The sequence below is a fragment of the Spirosoma sp. KNUC1025 genome (genome assembly GCF_045160025.1).
In the GTDB taxonomy this organism is placed as follows: Bacteria; Bacteroidota; Bacteroidia; order Cytophagales; family Spirosomataceae; genus Spirosoma.
Genome location: NZ_CP087139.1, coordinates 7,037,083 through 7,055,532, shown reverse-complemented (window position 1 = coordinate 7,055,532; position 18,450 = coordinate 7,037,083). Strand labels below are relative to the sequence as shown.

18 protein-coding genes are annotated in these 18,450 nt (G+C 46.8%); 2 read left to right on the top strand and 16 right to left on the bottom strand.

Going from position 1 to position 18,450, the window contains the following annotated elements; translation table 11 throughout:
- Positions 1 to 45: 45 nt before the first annotated feature.
- The 8 genes from LN737_RS30785 to LN737_RS30750 all read right to left on the bottom strand — a co-directional run bounded on the left by LN737_RS30785 (position 46) and on the right by LN737_RS30750 (position 8,988).
- Positions 46 to 507 carry a hypothetical protein gene (locus LN737_RS30785; protein WP_405515083.1) on the bottom strand — a complete coding sequence of 154 codons (462 nt, stop codon included), beginning with the start codon at positions 505 to 507 and terminating at the stop codon, positions 46 to 48.
- Between the two features lie 106 nt (positions 508 to 613).
- Positions 614 to 1,753, bottom strand: a complete 1,140-nt coding sequence (locus LN737_RS30780; protein WP_405515081.1) for a 2-isopropylmalate synthase — start codon at positions 1,751 to 1,753, stop codon at positions 614 to 616.
- Positions 1,754 to 2,065: 312 nt separating this feature from the next.
- Entirely contained in the window at positions 2,066 to 3,142 is a 1,077-nt protein-coding gene (gene leuB, locus LN737_RS30775; RefSeq protein ID WP_405515079.1) for a 3-isopropylmalate dehydrogenase, read from the bottom strand.
- Positions 3,143 to 3,259: 117 nt separating this feature from the next.
- Entirely contained in the window at positions 3,260 to 3,952 is a 693-nt protein-coding gene (locus tag LN737_RS30770) for a bifunctional 2-polyprenyl-6-hydroxyphenol methylase/3-demethylubiquinol 3-O-methyltransferase UbiG (protein ID WP_405515077.1), read from the bottom strand.
- 113 nt (positions 3,953 to 4,065) lie between these two features.
- Positions 4,066 to 5,586: an alpha-isopropylmalate synthase regulatory domain-containing protein gene (locus LN737_RS30765; RefSeq protein ID WP_405515075.1), complete on the bottom strand. Its 1,521-nt coding sequence runs from the start codon at positions 5,584 to 5,586 to the stop codon at positions 4,066 to 4,068.
- Positions 5,587 to 5,670: 84 nt separating this feature from the next.
- The gene (gene leuD / locus LN737_RS30760; protein WP_405515073.1) at positions 5,671 to 6,267 is read right to left on the bottom strand and encodes a 3-isopropylmalate dehydratase small subunit; all 597 of its coding nucleotides are present in this window, start codon (positions 6,265 to 6,267) and stop codon (positions 5,671 to 5,673) included.
- An 88-nt stretch (positions 6,268 to 6,355) separates the two neighbouring features.
- Complete coding sequence (gene leuC / locus LN737_RS30755; RefSeq protein WP_405515071.1) at positions 6,356 to 7,765, bottom strand: 3-isopropylmalate dehydratase large subunit; 1,410 nt, start codon at positions 7,763 to 7,765, stop codon at positions 6,356 to 6,358.
- Between the two features lie 230 nt (positions 7,766 to 7,995).
- Positions 7,996 to 8,988, bottom strand: a complete 993-nt coding sequence (locus tag LN737_RS30750; protein ID WP_405515069.1) for an AraC family transcriptional regulator — start codon at positions 8,986 to 8,988, stop codon at positions 7,996 to 7,998.
- A gap of 90 nt (positions 8,989 to 9,078) precedes the next feature.
- Between LN737_RS30750 and LN737_RS30745 the strand changes: the two genes are divergently transcribed.
- Complete coding sequence (locus tag LN737_RS30745) at positions 9,079 to 9,294, top strand: hypothetical protein (protein ID WP_405515067.1); 216 nt, start codon at positions 9,079 to 9,081, stop codon at positions 9,292 to 9,294.
- Positions 9,295 to 9,296: 2 nt separating this feature from the next.
- Complete coding sequence (locus tag LN737_RS30740) at positions 9,297 to 9,842, top strand: cupin domain-containing protein (RefSeq protein ID WP_405515065.1); 546 nt, start codon at positions 9,297 to 9,299, stop codon at positions 9,840 to 9,842.
- Positions 9,843 to 9,893: 51 nt separating this feature from the next.
- On the opposite strand, the gene LN737_RS30735 is transcribed toward LN737_RS30740, so the two are convergent.
- The 8 genes from LN737_RS30735 to ilvD form a co-directional block, all read right to left on the bottom strand.
- Positions 9,894 to 10,754: a helix-turn-helix transcriptional regulator gene (locus LN737_RS30735; RefSeq protein WP_405515063.1), complete on the bottom strand. Its 861-nt coding sequence runs from the start codon at positions 10,752 to 10,754 to the stop codon at positions 9,894 to 9,896.
- Between the two features lie 372 nt (positions 10,755 to 11,126).
- Positions 11,127 to 11,363, bottom strand: a complete 237-nt coding sequence (locus LN737_RS30730; RefSeq protein ID WP_405515061.1) for a DUF433 domain-containing protein — start codon at positions 11,361 to 11,363, stop codon at positions 11,127 to 11,129.
- Between the two features lie 38 nt (positions 11,364 to 11,401).
- On the bottom strand, positions 11,402 to 12,667 hold the full coding sequence (gene ilvA, locus LN737_RS30725; RefSeq protein ID WP_405515059.1) for a threonine ammonia-lyase IlvA: 1,266 nt from the start codon (positions 12,665 to 12,667) through the stop codon (positions 11,402 to 11,404).
- A gap of 94 nt (positions 12,668 to 12,761) precedes the next feature.
- The gene (gene ilvC, locus LN737_RS30720) at positions 12,762 to 13,805 is read right to left on the bottom strand and encodes a ketol-acid reductoisomerase (protein ID WP_405515057.1); all 1,044 of its coding nucleotides are present in this window, start codon (positions 13,803 to 13,805) and stop codon (positions 12,762 to 12,764) included.
- 81 nt (positions 13,806 to 13,886) lie between these two features.
- Entirely contained in the window at positions 13,887 to 14,420 is a 534-nt protein-coding gene (gene ilvN / locus LN737_RS30715; RefSeq protein ID WP_405515056.1) for an acetolactate synthase small subunit, read from the bottom strand.
- Positions 14,421 to 14,490: 70 nt separating this feature from the next.
- Complete coding sequence (gene ilvB / locus LN737_RS30710; RefSeq protein WP_405515054.1) at positions 14,491 to 16,236, bottom strand: biosynthetic-type acetolactate synthase large subunit; 1,746 nt, start codon at positions 16,234 to 16,236, stop codon at positions 14,491 to 14,493.
- Between the two features lie 103 nt (positions 16,237 to 16,339).
- Positions 16,340 to 16,627, bottom strand: a complete 288-nt coding sequence (locus LN737_RS30705; protein ID WP_405515052.1) for a nucleotidyltransferase family protein — start codon at positions 16,625 to 16,627, stop codon at positions 16,340 to 16,342.
- Between the two features lie 18 nt (positions 16,628 to 16,645).
- Positions 16,646 to 18,346, bottom strand: coding sequence for a dihydroxy-acid dehydratase (gene ilvD / locus LN737_RS30700; protein WP_405515050.1), 1,701 nt, complete (start codon positions 18,344 to 18,346; stop codon positions 16,646 to 16,648).
- Positions 18,347 to 18,450 lie beyond the last annotated feature (104 nt).

Genomic DNA, 18,450 nt, shown 5'->3' with positions numbered 1-18,450 from the left:
GTGCCCGCTGCATAGCAAAACTAAGTTAAGAGCCTTCAATTCGTATTATACGTACTCCAGACTGGGTATGTTTGGTAACGTAATCTTCTCCAGTAGTTGTTCTTCTAGTAAATCGGCCCAGGCTGTCATGTAGGCAATGACGTCTTCACGCACATTGTGCTTTAAAAACCTTTTGTCAAGGGGGAAACGGGCTAATACTTGTCTGTCATCCAGCCGTTCAAGATGTTTCAGATCCTCAAGCATAAGCCCCGCCGTAAGCATTTCATTTATTAGTAAGTCTATGGGCATTTGACTGGTAGAGCAATAGTCTTCTGCTTGTTCATTCCAATCCCCATGTCGTTGCATAGCGTATCGGTGAATCTGATCTTTATTAAGTTTTGTCAGCTCTTGGGCAAGATTCCCGCAATTACAACCACCCATGTGCCCCCATTGATAAGGTGCTCCATTTTTAAGGTTTTGTGCAGTTCTGCGAAGTGCATTGATTAGTTCTGGAGTAGGACGCGCCATAGTGTTAGCAGGGTTATAAAAGCAGTCTTGTGCTGGCGAAACAGCGTGTTTTGATTTTTTGTTCGTTCTATAAAATCAAAAAGCCCGTCATTAAACGGGCTTTTTGTTATCGGACCAATTCCATCAAATCTTTATCGTTTACTTCTTTCCGAATATCAGCCATGTCCAGGAATCTTGAATAGATGCCATCAAGCGTAGGCTTATCGTAGCGGAATCCAAGTAATTCAAGCCGATGTTTGAGCGCGTGACGGCCTGACCGTGCGGTGAGTACTATAGAGGACTTTGGCACACCAACATCCTGTGGATTCATAATCTCATAATTCTCTGAATGCTTCAGGAAGCCATCCTGGTGGATACCTGACGAATGAGCAAAAGCGTTACGGCCAACAATAGCTTTGTTAGCCTGAACCGGCATTCGCATCATCTGTGAGACTAGGTTACTGACTGGATATAGGTGAGTTGAATCAATGTTGGTGTATAAACCTAATTCTTTTTTCACCTTTATCGCCATCACCACTTCTTCAAGTGACGTGTTGCCCGCCCGCTCTCCAATGCCATTTATTGTTACTTCGACCTGACGTGCCCCGTTCATGACACCTGCTAATGTATTAGCGGTTGCCAGCCCTAAATCATTATGACAGTGAATGGATATGGTTGCTTTATGAACGTTTGAAACATGCTCATAAATGTAAGCTATTTTCCGTCCGTACTCATCCGGTAAGCAGTAGCCGGTTGTATCGGGAATATTAACGACTGTAGCTCCGGCGTTAATAACGGCCTCTGTCAATTGGGCAAGAAATGCCAAGTCGGCCCGGCCAGCATCTTCAGCATAAAACTCTACGTCTTCAACATAGGTTTTGGCGTGTTTAACGGCGGCTACAGCCTGTTCGAGAATATTCTCCCGCGTACTGTTAAATTTATTTCGAATGTGAATATCGGATGATCCAATACCCGTGTGAATACGCCCTCGCTTTGCCCATTTCAAGGCTTCTCCGGCAGCATCGATGTCACCTTTAACAGCTCGGCTAAGCGCACAGATCGTTGGCTCTTTTACGGCTTTGGATATCTCAACAACTGAACGAAAGTCGCCAGGGCTGGAGATAGGAAAACCTGCTTCGATAATATCGACACCGAGTCGTTCCAGTTCTTTAGCAACCACGATTTTTTCTTCAGTGGTCAACTGGCAACCTGGTACTTGTTCGCCATCACGCAAGGTGGTATCGAAAATATAAACTCGTTGGCTCATTGTCCGATATTAATTGAATTGGAATAACTGATTAACGATAAAAAGGCCCTTTCTTATGGAGAAAGGGCCTTTTTATGGGGCATATCCTTTTCTCCGTTCTTAAAAAACGTTTAGTTTTTGCAGTCGGTATAATAAGGAGTTAGGCATTATATTTCTGCGAAATTTCGCTACTCGCGTAAATACGCTACAAAAATAGGCGTTTTTAAAAAGTTTGCAAGGCGGCAAGCAAATTTTTTAACGAATTTATCTAGCAGAAATTAATTCAAAAATCCATTGCGTACTGAATATAACGTATTAGAAAGCGTCAGAATGTTAAGCCGTTAAACGGTCGATGATCTGGCTACCCATGGCTTCAGTTCCCAGAATTTTATCCGTAGGCGTACTGCTATTAGCGATGTCACGAGTACGAAAACCAGCTTTTAGTACGGAATCTACAGCGTCGATAACTGATTGAGCTTCAGCTTTGAGTCCAAATGAAATATCCAGTAGCAAGGCAACAGACAATACCGAAGCCAGTGGGTTCGCTACACCTTTACCGGTGATGTCATGCGCAGAGCCGTGAATGGGCTCGTATACGCCAGTGCTATCGCCAACCGATGCAGACGCTAACATACCCATAGAACCCGCAATCTGACTGGCTTCATCAGTAAGAATATCCCCAAATAGATTACCTGTTACTACTACGTCGAAGCGCTTAGGATCTTTAATCAGCAGCATGGCAGCGGCATCAATAAATTGATGTTCAACCGTTACGTCTGGGTATTCGGGGGCTAATGCCTGGACAACCTCACGCCATAGGCGGCTACTTTCCAGTACGTTGGCTTTATCAACAGAGCACAATTTTTTGCCACGTGTGCGAGCGGCTTCAAACGCTTTCCGAACGATACGTTCCACCTCGTATTTGCTATAAATCATGGTGTCGTAAGCTGTGTTTCCTTCATCGAGCCGTTCGCGTTTCCCAAAATAGACATCGCCCGTTAATTCACGGAAAAACAGGATATCCGCACCACGCAGAATCTCCGGTTTAATGCTTGATGCATCGAGCAGCTCGTCAAAAAGTTTGATTGGGCGCAGGTTGGCATACAAACCCAACTCTTTCCGCATTTTCAACAGCCCCTGCTCGGGTCGGACTTTGGCAGAAGGGTCGTTATCGTATTTAGGGTGGCCTACCGCGCCAAACAACACGGCATCGGCAGTCTTCATTTTGGTTAAGGTCTCGTCTGGCAGGGGAGAGCCGGTTGCTTCAATCGCGACATGACCTATCAGGGCTTCATCGTACGTGAATTCATGACCGAATTTATGGGCGATTACTTCCAGAACCTGCTTACCAACGGTGGTTACCTCGGCTCCGATGCCATCGCCAGGAACCACGAGAATGTGTTTTTTCATTGTTTAAAGAGCGAAAGCGTAACGAAGTTCCCGTTACCCATTTCGAGTATGTAAATTGATAATAAACGCACTAGTTTCATCTCGTTTAACAGCCAGGTCGGACGGACAAAACACAGGCTAAGGCCTGACGGCTTCAGCGATAACATTTTTGCCGATTACCTGCCCTATGGTTAGTTTATCGAATAGCCGACTTACTGGAAAGATAACTCGATCATAGAACACGACTGATTCTTTAGTAATACGTCCGTCTTTGTCCAACCACTTATAAATCAGTGAGATAAAGTAGCCTGCGAAATCGTAGTAACGACAATCCGTAACGCGAAATCCAGCTTCTTCCAGAATCTGGCGTACCAGCTTTCTATCGTAGCGCCGATAATGACCGACGTGTTCGTCCATATTGCTGAAAATTTCCTGACGAGCCGGCACAAAGACTTTGATACGTCCGCCCGGTTTGAGCTTGGCGTATAATTCCTTTACAATTTCGCCGTGATGCTCAATATGTTCCAGTACGTTGATGGTATAGATCAGATCATATTTTTTCGGCAGTTGGTTGATGTCAGTATAAACAGGCTGTTTGATCAAGGGCAACAGGTCCGGGTCAATTTCGGCGGCATCAACACTGCCAATCGGAAAGCGGTTAGCGTATTCTCCATTTCCGGCACCAAAATCTAAAACAGCTTCTCCTGGACGAACATCACGGGCAACCCAATTATACAGACCGCTGTTATAATTGACAGCAAAACCCATTATGGCCAAATTATCCGATCCGTTGTACTCTACTTTTTCTGCTGTTTGTTTTGCTTGACTCATAAAAGACCAATTAACATGATAGCGTTTGGTACGCTTAGGTTTAAGAACACGAAGTTATTAAACGAATTGCTATAAATGCGAGATAGGGTTGCTGCCTTTACTTAACGTCGGTATCAATCCAGCGTATTCAGCATTTTTTGAGTTGCCTTAATGGCCGACACCGTCTGGTCTGAGTCGAGCCCACGCGTCTTAAACTCGTGATTTTTGTATTTCCACGTAATGATTGTCTCGCAAAGTGCATCGGTTCGGCCGCCGGTTGGAATACGTACCGCGTAATCGGTTAACACGGGCAGCGACAGTTTCTTTTTGATGTAAATTTTCTTGAGCGCGTTCATAAACGCGTCGTATTGGCCATCGCCCTGCGCGTTTTCTTCAAACTGCTCTTCATCAATTCGCATCCGTAACGTAGCTGATGGTTTAAGGTCTTTTGAATGGGTCAGTACGTAGTTGAGTACCTCCACCCTCGAGGCTATGGCGTTGGTATTCAGTACGTCGGAGATGACGTAGGGTAAATCCTCACGGGTTACCACCTCTTTCTGATCACCCAGCTCGATCACCCGCTGCGTTACTTTTTTGAGGTCGTTCTCCGACAGTTGAATACCCAGCTCACGAAGGTTATTTTCAATATTTGCCTTACCCGATGTCTTTCCGAGTGCGTAGCTACGTTTGCGACCAAATCGTTCGGGCAATAACGTATTGAAATACAGGTTGTTCTTCTTGTCACCATCGGCATGGATACCGGCGGTTTGGGTAAACACATTGTCGCCAACAACAGGTTTATTGTCGGGAATACGAAGCCCCGAAAACGTTTCGACAATCTTGCTAACCTGGTAAAGAGATTTCTCAACGACCCCCATTTTTACGTCCGGCATGAAATCGCGCAACACGGCGATGGCGCTGGCCATGGGTGCGTTACCTGCCCGTTCGCCTAATCCATTTACCGTTAAATGGATGCCATGAGCACCAGCCCGGATAGCCTCCATTACGTTGGCAATGCTGAGGTCATAGTCATTGTGAGCATGAAAATCGAAGTGAAGATCGGGATAACGGCTTACTAGTTGATCAATAAACGTAAAGGTTTCAGCGGGGGTCAGGACGCCCAGCGTATCGGGAAGCAATACCCGACGGATCGGTTGCGTCTGTAGGAAATCCAGGTATTGCAACACGTAATCGGGCGAGTTACGCATTCCGTTGCTCCAGTCTTCCAGATATACATTTACCTGTAAATCCGATTGCTGTGCCTGACTAATAACCTGTTGGATGTCGGCAAAATGTTCGCTGGGTGTTTTTTTTAGCTGATGGGTCAGGTGATTAATAGATCCTTTGGTCAGCAGGTTCATTACTTTCGCGCCCGAAGCCCGCATCCAGTCGAGCGAGGCTTGCCCATCTACGAATGTAAGTACTTCAACTTTATCGAGCAGACCAGCTTTAGCCGCCCAGCCGGTAATTTGCTGAACAGCCTCCAGCTCACCCGCCGATACGCGCGCCGATGCTACCTCAACCCGGTCAACTTTGACTTCGGTAAGCAGCGACTGCGCCAATGCTAATTTTTCGGACGCAGAAAACGACACCCCACTGGTTTGTTCACCGTCGCGGAGTGTCGTATCCATAATTTCAATGTAACGACGTTTCATTCGTAATGATTGAATGATTGAATGACTGAATGATTGAATAGCAAGGTTTACTTAATTCAATCATTCAGTCATTCAATCATTGAGCTAAAAGGGTCTCGTTTCGGCGAAGGCTTCGATTTCGGACTTCATCGACAGCAGATAATCGATATCATCGTAACCGTTGATCAGATTATGTTTTTTGTAGCCATTGATGGCAAAGCTTTCGTTATCGCCCGTAGCCAGCAGGGTAATTGTTTGCTCGGGCAGGTTTATCTCAAGCTCTGTTTTGGGATCAGCTTCAATAGCTGCAAAAATTTTATCGGCAAATTCCGGACTGATCGTTACTGGCAGAATACCAATATTCAGGCAGTTATTCTTAAAGATATCGGCAAAGAAACTCGACACTACGCAACGAAAACCATAGTCGTAAATGGCCCAGGCAGCGTGTTCACGGCTTGAGCCACTGCCGAAGTTCTTTCCACCAACCAGAATCTGACCCGAATAGGTCGGGTTGTTCAGAACAAAATCAGATTTAGGTGAATCGTCGTTGTTATACCGCCAGTCGCGGAAAAGGTTATCGCCAAATCCTTTGCGCTCAGTGGCTTTCAGGAAACGGGCAGGAATAATCTGGTCAGTATCGACGTTCTCGATCGGCATGGGAACGGCCGTACTGCGGAGTATAGTAAATTTATCGTAAGCCATTTTTTTGAATGGATAAGGAATAATGTGAAATGAATAATGATTGAATAATGTGAAATCAGACCTCAGGAAGAGAAACCCTCATTATACATTAGTCATTATCCATTAGTACGCGCGGATCGCTAACAACACCCGTTACGGCAGCAGCAGCAGCTACCAGTGGGCTTGCCAGCAGCGTACGCGCACCGGGCCCCTGACGCCCTTCGAAGTTGCGGTTTGACGTCGAAACGGCGTATTTGCCGGCTGGAATCTTATCTTCATTCATAGCCAGACAAGCCGAACAGCCGGGCTGACGCAATTGAAAACCGGCCTGTGTCAGGATGTCCAGAATACCTTCATCCTGAATCTGCTTTTCGACGATGTGTGAGCCAGGTACCAGCCAGGCCGTTACGTTATCGGCTTTTTGACGACCTTTGACAACCGACGCAAACGCCCGGAAATCTTCGATGCGACCGTTGGTGCAGCTTCCGAGAAACACAAAATCAACCGGTTTGCCGATCATGGATTCGTTTTCGGCGAAGCCCATGTATTGCAATGATTTTTTGTAGCTCGCAGCTCCGTCTTTTACAGCCTCTGCCATAGGAATCTGATGCGTTACGCCCGTTCCTAAGCCAGGATTTGTCCCATACGTGATCTGTGGTTCGATAGTGGCCGCATCGAACATAAGGTCAACGTCGAACGTAGCGCCTTCATCGGTTTTGAGCGTTTGCCAGTACGGCACCAGTTTGTCCCACTGTTCACCTTTGGGAGCCAATTCACGGCCCTTCAAATAATCCAGCGTCGTTTGGTCAGGAGCGATCATACCACCCCGTGCGCCCATCTCAATGCTCATGTTGCAGACCGTCATGCGGCCTTCCATGCTCATGTTTTCAAATACGTCGCCTGCGTATTCCACAAAATAGCCTGTAGCTCCACTAGCCGAAATCTGCGATATGATATATAGGATTACATCTTTAGGAAGTACGCCCTTCCCGAGCTTTCCATTGACAGTAATACGCATTTTTTTCGCCTTGGGCTGCATGATGCATTGCGTAGCCAGTACCATCTCAACTTCGGACGTACCAATACCAAACGCAATGGCTCCAAATGCGCCGTGCGTTGAGGTATGCGAATCGCCACAAACAATGGTCATGCCGGGAAGGGTAATTCCATTTTCAGGGCCCACTACGTGAACAATCCCATTTTTTATGTGGCCTAGTCCCCAGTGTGAAATGTTATACTTGGCGGCATTACGTTCCAGCGCAGCTAACTGGTTGGCTGACAGTGGGTCAGCTACAGGTAAGTGCTGGTTTAGGGTAGGTGTATTGTGGTCGGCGGTAGCGAAGGTACGTCCAGAAAACAGGACCGGCGCGCCCCGGCCTTCAAGGCCCAAGAAAGCTACTGGGCTGGTTACTTCATGAATAAAGTGCCGGTCAATGAATAACACGTCGGGACCATCGTCAACATGCCGAACGACATGTGCGTCCCATACTTTATCGAACAGAGTTTTGGGGGTACTCATAGCTGCTAGGATAACTATTATCTATTGATTCTTTTCTTGTGTCGCTGCGACAGAGAAACGAGTTTACAAAATTGATAATTCTTCACGAACTATACATCTCGTCATTCGCTCATAAAATAGCGATTTTAGTTCAACGAGTTCATTTGGTTGTAAAACTGTATGGCAGCTGAAATTGTAAACGTATTACTTCTGGAAAGCCAGAAGTAATACGTATGGACTTATTCCTGAGTTTAGGTAGTATGCAGGTAAGTTTTCAGTGAGCTGGGTAAGTGGCCAAAATATTGCTTAAACGCAGCCGAGAAGCTACTAATGTTGTTATAGCCAATGTGGTAAGAGACTTCTGAAACATTCATTTGCCCCGAAGCCAGTAGTTGTTGTGCGGCTTGCATACGTAGTTGGTGAATATGGCCGAACACCGTGCTGCCAAAAAAGTGTTTATAGCCTTTTTTAAGCTTGAATTCGTTGAGTCCGAAGTGTTGACAAATGCCTGTTAATGTTAGTGGCTCCAGGTAGGTTTGCGTAATAAAATCGTGTACTGCTTTCAGCCGTTCCCGGTCGGCCTGGCTCCATTCCTGTTTCTCCTGTCGGTTAGTAGTAAGCTGGTCCATTTGCAGGGCAAACAGTTCCAGTATTTTCGCTTCAATGAACAGATATTTAGTTAGGCCCTGAAAACTGCATTGTGAAATGGCTTGCAATAGCTCGGCCATACGAGGCTGAAGCAATAATTTTCCGGGCGCCACCAATAACGTTTCGCCCCGTTCCATGCAATCCAGTACGTTGTCCAGATAAGCTGAACCTGCCGATTGCGCTATGCTTTTGAAATAAGGTTTATCATAAACAAGTGAAATAGCTTTCACTTTTCGATTGAGAATAATATGCTCACCCTGAAAATCTGGTGTGTACTGAAATCCGTGTGTATTTATCCAGTGCCGCACGGGTTGTTTGTTGATGGAAAATTGTGATTCGATATCGCCATCCAGAATAAACGAAGAGCTTATTATTTCCGAGTTTTCAGGATCAACCAGCACCAGCTTTCGCTCAGTGGTAAAATTTGCCTGTATCAGTTCAATGCCGGGTGTACGGATTGTTGTAATCTGAGCATTGGCGAGGCCCGGTTCATGGAAATTGGCTACGATTTCGGCATAATGGTTATTACGGAATACATCCCGTTGCGAGATGTCCCTGAAAATATGCCCCCAGTCATGGTTCTCGATTTTATCCATTTTGCCGTAATCAAAATCCGTTTATCGATAACGGTATAGGCTGTTTAAGGTAGAAATTTGTCCCAAGAAAAACAACAAATAATACACACCATGAACCAAACACTAGCACCAGCGGAAGCCAAAAACCGCACATCCAAATGGACTACTTTTCTTTTTTATCCAACGGGCGTATTACGTATCTGGAAAGGTAAGAACCGGCTCTGGGTCAGACTACTTTACACGCTTGTTGGCCTACCCCTTTTTCTGATTCTCGCTCTCTTTCTGGCTATTACAGGCTTTGCCCTTTTTTACCTCCGCTGGATATGAGCATGGGTAATCGAGCTGATCGGACGATTATTAACAGCGATGGGAATTATAAATCAACGTTTCTGAAAACTGGTTTTGAGACGGGGGGCGCCTACGAATTAATACAAGTGGAAGTAGAACCGCACGGGGGAAATGATTGGCATTACCACAAAACGTTTGACGAATATTTTACCGTGTTAAAAGGCAAGGCAAAAGTGGGGAGCAACGGAAAAGAGTACGTAATAAACGAAGGTGGCAGCGCCATTGCTCATAAAGGCGAGATGCATTATTTCTTCAACCCAACCGACTCCACAATACTACTTCAGGTTAAAACGATGCCGGCCAGAGGGTTGGAGAAAAGTATCCGAGTGGCTTACGGCCTGGCGAACGACGGATTGTTTAACGAAAGGCTCACCAAAAACCCCTGGCACATGGCCCTTTTACTAGGGTACAGTGGTACGTATCTACCCGATATTCCCGGCTTTATTCAGGAACCCCTGGTAAACGCTTTAGCCAAAATTGCTCAATGGCGAGGTGAAGATAAAGCCCTGGAAAAGTACTTTCGTTAATGATAAAGCAGGCTGCTTAACGACGGAATCCCATCCCAAGAGGTTCTGCCGTTAAGCAGCCTGTTTCGGCGTAAAACCGTATTGCTGTTTGTAGGCTTTTATAAAATGAGATACGCTTTCATAACCGATTTCCATACTCACTTCTGAAACGTTCTGATGTGTATTCCGAAGTAGGAAATGAGCATGTTCGAGCCGTTTCTTACGAATCCAGTGCCCTGGGGATGTATGAAAGTGATCCTCAAAATCGCGCTTGAATGCGGATAGGCTCCTGCCTGATAATTTAGCCAACTCATTCATTGACAGCGGCTTGAGGAAATACGTACTCATCAGGTAATTAAGATCTGTTTTCTGCCCCTGATAAATATGCAGGAGAATGGAGCGTAGTTGTTTTGTTGAGTCGAGCTCGAGCAGGTGCAGCAACAATTCCTGGAATTTTAGTCGAAGCAACTCGTTTAGAAAAGGCGTTTTCGCCCCGAAATAGGGCAATAGCGAATCGATGAACGTAGTAAACGTAGGTGATGAAGAGAAGGAGAGAATAAGATCGGTTGGTAGTGAAGTCAGGGAAGGCTGAAATAAAGTAAGGTGCTGACTGACAAATTCTTTGAGGAGTTTCTCGTTCACAAAAAACACCAGACTCCGATAGCTGGAATCGATGGATTCGTTCATGGAATAACAGCCCCGTTGGAAAAACAGAATATCGCCTTTCCGTACGTGTAATTCCTGCGTAGGAGAACTGAATTTCTTCTCGCCTTCCAGCACTACAATGACCGCATGCTCTTCAAAAAAGACTTCATTACGTTCGGGATATACGTCGCTACGGTAAGCCACAAACGTCATCTCCGATTCGTCGGTCCGCCGAATGCTCAACGATTGAAACTGGTCAGGCTGAATGGATGAGGGAACGCGAAGCATGAATAGCTGATTCCGGTATTAAATACGTCAGATAGAAGGTAAACGGAGTCCAGTAAAATACTCTGTTATAAACTAATAATAGTTGCGACAGGTAGTAGCGGGTGCCTTAGTCTCTCGCGCATCTGTGGAATTAACGGCTCCAGAAATGGGAAAGCATTTCCAAAAGCATTCAATACGACAACGGCTATGGGGTATTTGGCAAAATTTTGTTGACGTCGTAAATTTTTGTCGAATGTGATGAGTGCATCGAATCCTTCAGCCAGCATTAACGCTGATAATTCGCCATTCTTTTTACTTTATCAACCCATATCACGAACTGTGGATAACTCATGTTCAGGGAAATACTATTTAAGAATTTTAGGTAAGTTCTCGTCAATCAGCAATTTCATAAATTAGGGGTAGCAGTTTGTCAGAGCTAAGGGCTTTTCCGGCTAAATCAAGTACAGCAATTGCTTGCGCCCGCGAAACCGATGGAAAATCCTCTAAAAAGGCATCTAACGAAATTCCGCTTTCAAAATGCCAGAACAGTGATTCGACAGGCACACGAGTGCCTGTAAAAACAGGCGTACCGAACTGAATCTCCGGATCAATCGTAATAGGGCTTTCCATGGCTTATTCGTTTTAGATGAAACCTTTGTTATACCAATCTACACCAAAAACTGAAACAGATCGGGTTGGTCGTTGAGGTATTCGTATACGATGTTCTGGTCGTGCATTCGCTGAATAAGTGCGTCAAAGTCTTCCCGTCGTTTGAGTTCGATTCCGACAACGGCTGGTCCGGTTTCCCGATTGGTTTTCTTGGTATACTCAAAACGGGTGATGTCATCGTCGGGGCCTAGTACGTTGAGGAAATCGCGGAAGGCACCCGACCTTTGCGGAAACCGAATGATGAAATAGTGTTTTAAGCCTTCGTATAGTAATGACCGTTCTTTGATCTCCTCAGTACGGGTAATGTCATTATTGCCGCCACTGACCAGGCACACCACATTTTTACCCCGGATTTCGTCCTTAATCATATCCAGAGCCGCGATGGTCAAGGCACCGGCCGGTTCAGCCACAATAGCATCTTCGTCGTAAAGCTTGAGGATGGTTGTGCAAACTTTCCCTTCCGGAATCAGCAACACACGGTCGAGGTTTTGACGACATACTTCAAACGTAGTATTGCCGGGCCGTTTTACGGCAGCTCCATCAACGAATTTGTCAATTTTGTCGAGGGCGACCACATGCCCTTCATCAATTGAAACTTTCATGGAAGGCGAACCCAGGGGCTCGACGCCAATCAGCTTGGTTTTTGGGCTTAACTGCTTGAATACTGTTGAAACGCCAGCGGCCAAACCACCACCACCGATGGCCATCAACAGGTAATCAATCTTGACGTTTGAGTCTTTAAAAATCTCAAGCCCCACGGTTCCCTGGCCTTCCATAACCAGCAAGTCGTCGAAGGGATGAACGAACGTACTGTCGTGGGTCTTGACGAACTCCATAGCGGCATAAAAAGCGTCGTCATACGTATCGCCGATCAGCACTACTTCGACAAAATCTTTGCCAAACAGGTTTACCTGTTTGATCTTCTGATTTGGCGTGGTGGTCGGCATGAAAATGGTGCCCCGAACCGCCATTTTTCGGCAGGCATAGGCAAGGCCCTGTGCGTGGTTACCGGCACTGGCACATACAACTCCCTTGGCGAGTGCTTCGGTGGGCAGGCTCGCCATTTTGTTGTAGGCCCCGCGAATTTTGTAGGAGCGTACGACCTGCAAATCTTCCCGTTTCAGATAAATATTGGCTCCGTAACGATCCGAGAGGTTAATATTTTCCTGTAGGGGTGTATGGAAAGCAATACCCTGAAGCCGCTCAGCGGCCAGGTATATATTATCAAGATCGGGAAAGGTAACTTCGTCTGTTGATTGATGCACAATGAATATTGGATAATAAGTTGAGTCCTGTATAATGACGCAACGAATTTACATCATCCATTATTCATTGTGCATTATTCATTTGATATTACGTTTAGCTGCGCTCCGGACGTAACGAACGCACGGCAGCACCTGCCTGCCACATTTCTGAATCGCGAAGCTCGGCCAGCTCGACTTCGAGTTTCTCACGATAGTCTGGTTGTGAGTTGCGGGTAATGCTGATTTCGGCCTGCTCCTGCGTTTTTACGGAGTTGTATAGTTGTTCGAACACCGGCTTGGTCGCATCGCGGAACGGTTTCCACCAGTCGAGGGCACCACGCTGGGCAGTAGTCGAGCAGTTGGCATACATCCAGTCCATGCCGTTTTCGGCCACCAGCGGCATCAGCGACTGAGTTAGCTCTTCCACGGTTTCGTTAAATGCCTCCGAGGGGCTATGACCATTGGCACGTAGCACTTCATATTGAGCGGCAAAAATACCTTGAATAGCGCCCATCAGCGTACCGCGTTCGCCCGTCAGATCAGAGGTTACTTCTTTATAGAAATCGGTCTCGAACAGATAGCCCGAACCTACACCGATACCCATTGCAATAGCTTTCGTGCGGGCGTTACCCGATGCATCCTGGTAGACAGCAAAGGATGAGTTTAAGCCTTTACCTTCTACAAACAAACGACGTAACGAAGTGCCCGAACCTTTCGGAGCTACTAGGAAAACGTCAACGTCAGCGGGTGGAATAATACCGGTTTTCTCTTTGTACGTTACGCCGAAGCCGTGAGAGAAATAGAGTGATTTGCCGGGTTTAAGCGCTGCCTTTACGGTCGGCCAGAGTTCAATCTGAGCGGCATCGGAGAGCAGGAAGCAAATGATCGTGCCTTTTTCCAGCGCTTCTTCGATTTCAAATAGCGTTTCGCCAGGAACCCAGCCATCCGCAACGGCTTTGTCGTAGGTTTTCCCTTTCCGTTGTCCGACGATCACATTGAAACCATTGTCGCGCATGTTCAGCGACTGACCAGGGCCTTGAACACCATAGCCGATCACCGCTATGACTTCGTTAGCCAGTACTTCACGTGCTTTTTCCAGCGGGAATTCTTCCCGTGTTACAACTTGCTCCTCAACTCCTCCGAAATTAATCGTTGCCATTGTTTAATTGGTTTTGTACTCGTATTAGGGGTTACTTATTGGTTTATAATTTTGCCATTTCTGACCAGAAAAGCCATTGATCTACATATAATGCGCCCATTCGGCTTCTGGAAGATATTCGACAAGTCCTTTCTCAGTCTTACCAACGGCGACACGTCCCGAGCGAACAAACTCGAGAATTTCGTGTCGTTTGATGTAATTGAAAAAATCGAAGATCTCGATATCATTGCCCGCTTTTTCAATCACCACATAATCAAGGCCCCAGTACACAACCCAGGCTTTGTATTGCTGATTGATGGTCTCTACGTCGAGAGGTTTATTACCCAGCGCCGTAGAAATTTTAAAGAGCGCAATTTCATTGTAAACAATCTCATCGTTGAGATAACCGAACACGGCCAGCACTTCCACAATTTTACGGATCTGTCGTACCAGTTTTTCAACCTCCTCGCGCGATTCGTGCTTGATAACAATTGTGAAACGGGATACGCCTTTACGTTCCGTTTCTGATACCGTCAGGCTTTCAATATTAATACGTCGGCGTGTGAAAATAATCGTAATGCGGTTCAGCAATCCGATGGTATTTTCAGTGAATATGCAGATGGTGTATGTCGTCATTGGTCGTGGTGTCGGGTTTGAGAACCCGACACGGTTTAAAGTGTGTCGGGTTCTCAAACCCGACACCACGTTATTTCAATCTGATTTGCGAAACACTGGTGCCGGCGGGTACCATCGGGAATACGTTTTCTTCTTTTTCCACAACCACTTCCAGAAGGAACGGCCCGTCGTGATTCAGCATCGTATCGAGGGCGGCCGAAAGGTCTTCGCGTTCGTTGCACGTTTGCCCGGCCATGCCAAAACCTTTCGCAATTGTAATGAAATCAGGGTTTTGCAATTCTACGAATGAATACCGGCGCTCGTGGAACAATTGCTGCCACTGACGTACCATACCCAGGAAATTGTTGTTCAGGATGATCGCTTTAACAGGTTGTTTATTCTGGACAATCGTGCCCAGTTCCTGCAAGGTCATCTGAAAACAACCATCACCGATAATGGCCACTACTTGCCGGTCGGGAGCGCCAACCTGCGCGCCGAAAGCGGCTGGTAGCGCAAACCCCATGGTACCCATCCCTCCAGACGTTACCAGGCTATTCGGCCGACGGAATTGGTAATAGCGGGAGGCCATCATCTGGTGTTGCCCGACGTCGGTCACCAGAATTGATTCCCCCTTAGTTTTCTTAGAAAGCATGTCGATCACTTCAGCCATTTTGATTTTGCCCGTGTTGTTCGATAATTCGGGTATCGTAATGGCTTCATTCTCAACTGCGTCATATTTCCGGAACTCATTGCGCCAAACGGTGTGATCATTTGGATTGACCAGTGGCAACAACGCCTTCAAAACTTCTTTCGCATCGCCTACGACAGGTGCATCGGCATGAATTATTTTGTCAATCTCCGAGGGGTCAATTTCGATATGAACGACCTTCGCCTGTGTAATGTATTTGCTGGCATCACCCGTTACGCGGTCGTCGAAACGCATACCAATGGCGATAATAACGTCAGCCTGGTCGGTCATTACGTTAGGCCCATAATTACCATGCATACCCAGCCAGCCAACGTAAAGCGGATGGTTGGTAGGTATGGTCGACTGGCCTAGTAGGGTTGTCGCTACCGGAATGCCTGTTTTTTCAACAAAAGCGCGCAGTTCATCTTCGGCTTTGGCAATCTGAACGCCGTGGCCAACTAGTACGTAGGGTTTTTTAGCTGTATTGATCAGCTTGGCTGCGGTTTCAACCTGCTCCTGTTTGGGTACGCGCCTGGGTTTATAGCTGATAATGCTCTGGCAGCGTTCGTAAATAAACGGCTTCGTCATCAACTCCAGCTGCGCACTTTTGGTAATGTCAATCAGCACCGGGCCAGGACGACCGGATTGAGCGATGTAAAACGCTTTCGAAATTACATCAGGCACCTCGTCAGCGCTGGTAATCTGATAGTTCCACTTTGTGATGGGCATGGTTACGCCCATAATGTCGGCTTCCTGAAATGCATCAGTGCCTAGTAGCTTTTTAGCAACCTGACCCACAATACAAACCATCGGTGTTGAGTCGATGAGGGCGTCGGCAATCGCGGTGACAAGGTTCGTAGCGCCTGGCCCTGAGGTAACCAAACAGACTCCCGCCCGACCCGTAACCCGGGCATAGCCTTCGGCGGCATGTCCGGCACCCTGTTCATGGCGTACCAGAATATGGTTGATACGTTCCTGAAAGTCATACAGGGCATCATATACGGGCATTATTGCGCCACCAGGATAGCCAAAAATAGTGTCGACCTCTTCGGCCACGAGTGCCTGCATAAGGGCATGTGAACCGTTGATATAAGCAGGGGCCGGTGGAGTTTCGGTTACTTCCGGCAGGACGTTGGCGATTGCTTCCATGACGCTTGGTCGGTTTAAGGTCGTATTCAGTTTGTTGTGTTGCTTTCGCTTAATAATGTATTGTAAACTTGCTCAGTATCAATGAGTAGCGGGATATCATCCTTCATGCGGTAATTTCCTGTAAATCCTTCAGTACGTACTGTTTCAAACGTTCATTCTGAAGTGCGTTTTCAGAGACCAAGTCTACTTTTATATTCAATGTTTCGGATAACTCACGCTCCATTCGTGCGAATGTCAATAACGAAATAGGCTTACCCAGTTTAACAAGAATATCTAAATCGCTATCGGGTCCATTTTCTCCACGCGCCCACGACCCAAAAATGCCTACCCGTTCCGGTTGATACGGCATTAGATAATTGAGAATCTGTTGGTTTTGTGTCGGGGTTGTCATATTTATAAGCAGTCAGGATTACGCTTCGTCCGTTACGCAGCCTTCACTTGCCGATTTTACACTACGGATATATTTACCCAATACACCCTTTGTGAAAGGCGGGGCGGGTTGTTGCCATTCGCTTTTGCGGTAAGCCAGTACTTCATCCGAGACGTGCAGGGTTAGCTCACGATTAGTCGCGTCAATTGTAATACGGTCGCCATTATGAACCAGCGCAATTGGTCCACCTTCGTAGGCTTCGGGCGTTACGTGTCCGACAACAAAACCATGCGTACCACCTGAAAAACGCCCGTCGGTAATCAGCGCTACTTTGTCGCCAAGACCTGCACCCATAATGGCTGAAGTCGGTTTAAGCATTTCGCTCATACCCGGCCCGCCTTTGGGGCCTGCATTCCGAATCACAATTACCTGACCCGGCAGAATTTCCCCTTTCTGGAGGGCATCGATCACTTCGCCTTCGTGTTCGCAAACTTTAGCAGTACCCTCAAATTTCAACCCTTCTTTACCCGTAATTTTAGCAACGGCACCAGTCGGTGAGAGATTCCCCCGCATAATCTGGATGTGTCCGGTTGCTTTAATGGGGGTGCTCAGCGGGAATACAATCTTCTGGGTATCAAAATTCAGATCAGAAGCATCCTCTAAATTCTCGGCCACAGTTTTGCCTGTTACGGTCATACAATCGCCATGAATGAATCCGTTCTGAAAAAGATATTTCATTACGGCAGGTACACCCCCAATGGCAAGCATATCTTCCATGTAATACTTACCACTTGGCTTCAGGTCGGCCAGTAGCGGAGTCCGGTCGCTGATGGCCTGAATTTCATCAATGGTAAGCTGGATGCCCGCTGCCCGCGCAATGGCCAGATAGTGCAATACCGCGTTGGTGGACCCACCAAGCGCCATCACAATGGTGAGTGCGTTTTCGAGCGATTTGCGGGTAATAATTTCTTTCGGCGTAATGTTACGTTCCAGCAGGATACGCATGGCCGCGCCTATTTTTTTGCATTCCTCCTGCTTGCCTTCGTGCGTAGCTGGGTAAGTACTACTAAACGGCAGGCTCAGGCCCATCGCTTCGATGCTGCTGGCCATGGTGTTGGCCGTGTACATACCTCCGCAGGCACCTGCTCCCGGAATCGCATTCTGGACAACGCCTTTAAAATCTTCGTCGGAAATATTGCCTGCGTATTTTTTGCCGAGTGCTTCGAAAGCCGAGACTATATCCAGTTTCTGACCTTTGTAATGACCTGAACGTATTGTGCCACCGTAGACCATAATACCAGGCCGCTCCAGACGGGCCATTGCCATAACGGCACCCGGCATATTCTTGTCGCAGCCTACCACGGTTACTACGCCATCGTACCATTGAGCCGCTACGACAGATTCTATCGAATCGGCAATCAAGTCACGACTGGGTAAAGAATAGCGCATACCATCGTTGCCGTTGGTCATACCATCCGATACACCAATCGTATTAAAAATTAAACCAACTAAACCGCTTGCCTGAATACCCTGCTTTACGTAAACAGAAAGACCATTTAAGTGCATGTTGCAGGTGTTGCCCTCATAGCCCGTACTAGCGATGCCAATCTGTGGCTTCTGCATATCTTCCTCAGTGAGGCCGACACCATATAGCATAGCCTGAGCTGCGGGGTTACTAACTTCTTGTGTAAGAGTACGGCTAAAACGATTTAACTCAACGGTTGGCTGTTCGGTAATCATATTTAACAATTAGCGAAATTTCGCTGCTGGTGTAATAACGCTGTAAATAAAAGTTATGTTTTTTGAAAAGGCAAGAAAAAACGGATTATTTGTCCGCTAATTTG

What these genes read in the sequence shown, in the direction of transcription:
- LN737_RS30785 (WP_405515083.1), bottom strand. Translation starts at nt 507, where the DNA reads ATGGCGCGTCCTACTCCAGAACTAATCAATGCACTTCGCAGAACTGCA.
- LN737_RS30780 (WP_405515081.1), bottom strand. Translation starts at nt 1,753, where the DNA reads ATGAGCCAACGAGTTTATATTTTCGATACCACCTTGCGTGATGGCGAA.
- leuB (WP_405515079.1), bottom strand. Translation starts at nt 3,142, where the DNA reads ATGAAAAAACACATTCTCGTGGTTCCTGGCGATGGCATCGGAGCCGAG.
- LN737_RS30770 (WP_405515077.1), bottom strand. Translation starts at nt 3,952, where the DNA reads ATGAGTCAAGCAAAACAAACAGCAGAAAAAGTAGAGTACAACGGATCG.
- LN737_RS30765 (WP_405515075.1), bottom strand. Translation starts at nt 5,586, where the DNA reads ATGAAACGTCGTTACATTGAAATTATGGATACGACACTCCGCGACGGT.
- leuD (WP_405515073.1), bottom strand. Translation starts at nt 6,267, where the DNA reads ATGGCTTACGATAAATTTACTATACTCCGCAGTACGGCCGTTCCCATG.
- leuC (WP_405515071.1), bottom strand. Translation starts at nt 7,765, where the DNA reads ATGAGTACCCCCAAAACTCTGTTCGATAAAGTATGGGACGCACATGTC.
- LN737_RS30750 (WP_405515069.1), bottom strand. Translation starts at nt 8,988, where the DNA reads ATGGATAAAATCGAGAACCATGACTGGGGGCATATTTTCAGGGACATC.
- LN737_RS30745 (WP_405515067.1), top strand. Translation starts at nt 9,079, where the DNA reads ATGAACCAAACACTAGCACCAGCGGAAGCCAAAAACCGCACATCCAAA.
- LN737_RS30740 (WP_405515065.1), top strand. Translation starts at nt 9,297, where the DNA reads ATGGGTAATCGAGCTGATCGGACGATTATTAACAGCGATGGGAATTAT.
- LN737_RS30735 (WP_405515063.1), bottom strand. Translation starts at nt 10,754, where the DNA reads ATGCTTCGCGTTCCCTCATCCATTCAGCCTGACCAGTTTCAATCGTTG.
- LN737_RS30730 (WP_405515061.1), bottom strand. Translation starts at nt 11,363, where the DNA reads ATGGAAAGCCCTATTACGATTGATCCGGAGATTCAGTTCGGTACGCCT.
- ilvC (WP_405515057.1), bottom strand. Translation starts at nt 13,805, where the DNA reads ATGGCAACGATTAATTTCGGAGGAGTTGAGGAGCAAGTTGTAACACGG.
- ilvN (WP_405515056.1), bottom strand. Translation starts at nt 14,420, where the DNA reads ATGACGACATACACCATCTGCATATTCACTGAAAATACCATCGGATTG.
- ilvB (WP_405515054.1), bottom strand. Translation starts at nt 16,236, where the DNA reads ATGGAAGCAATCGCCAACGTCCTGCCGGAAGTAACCGAAACTCCACCG.
- LN737_RS30705 (WP_405515052.1), bottom strand. Translation starts at nt 16,627, where the DNA reads ATGACAACCCCGACACAAAACCAACAGATTCTCAATTATCTAATGCCG.
- ilvD (WP_405515050.1), bottom strand. Translation starts at nt 18,346, where the DNA reads ATGATTACCGAACAGCCAACCGTTGAGTTAAATCGTTTTAGCCGTACT.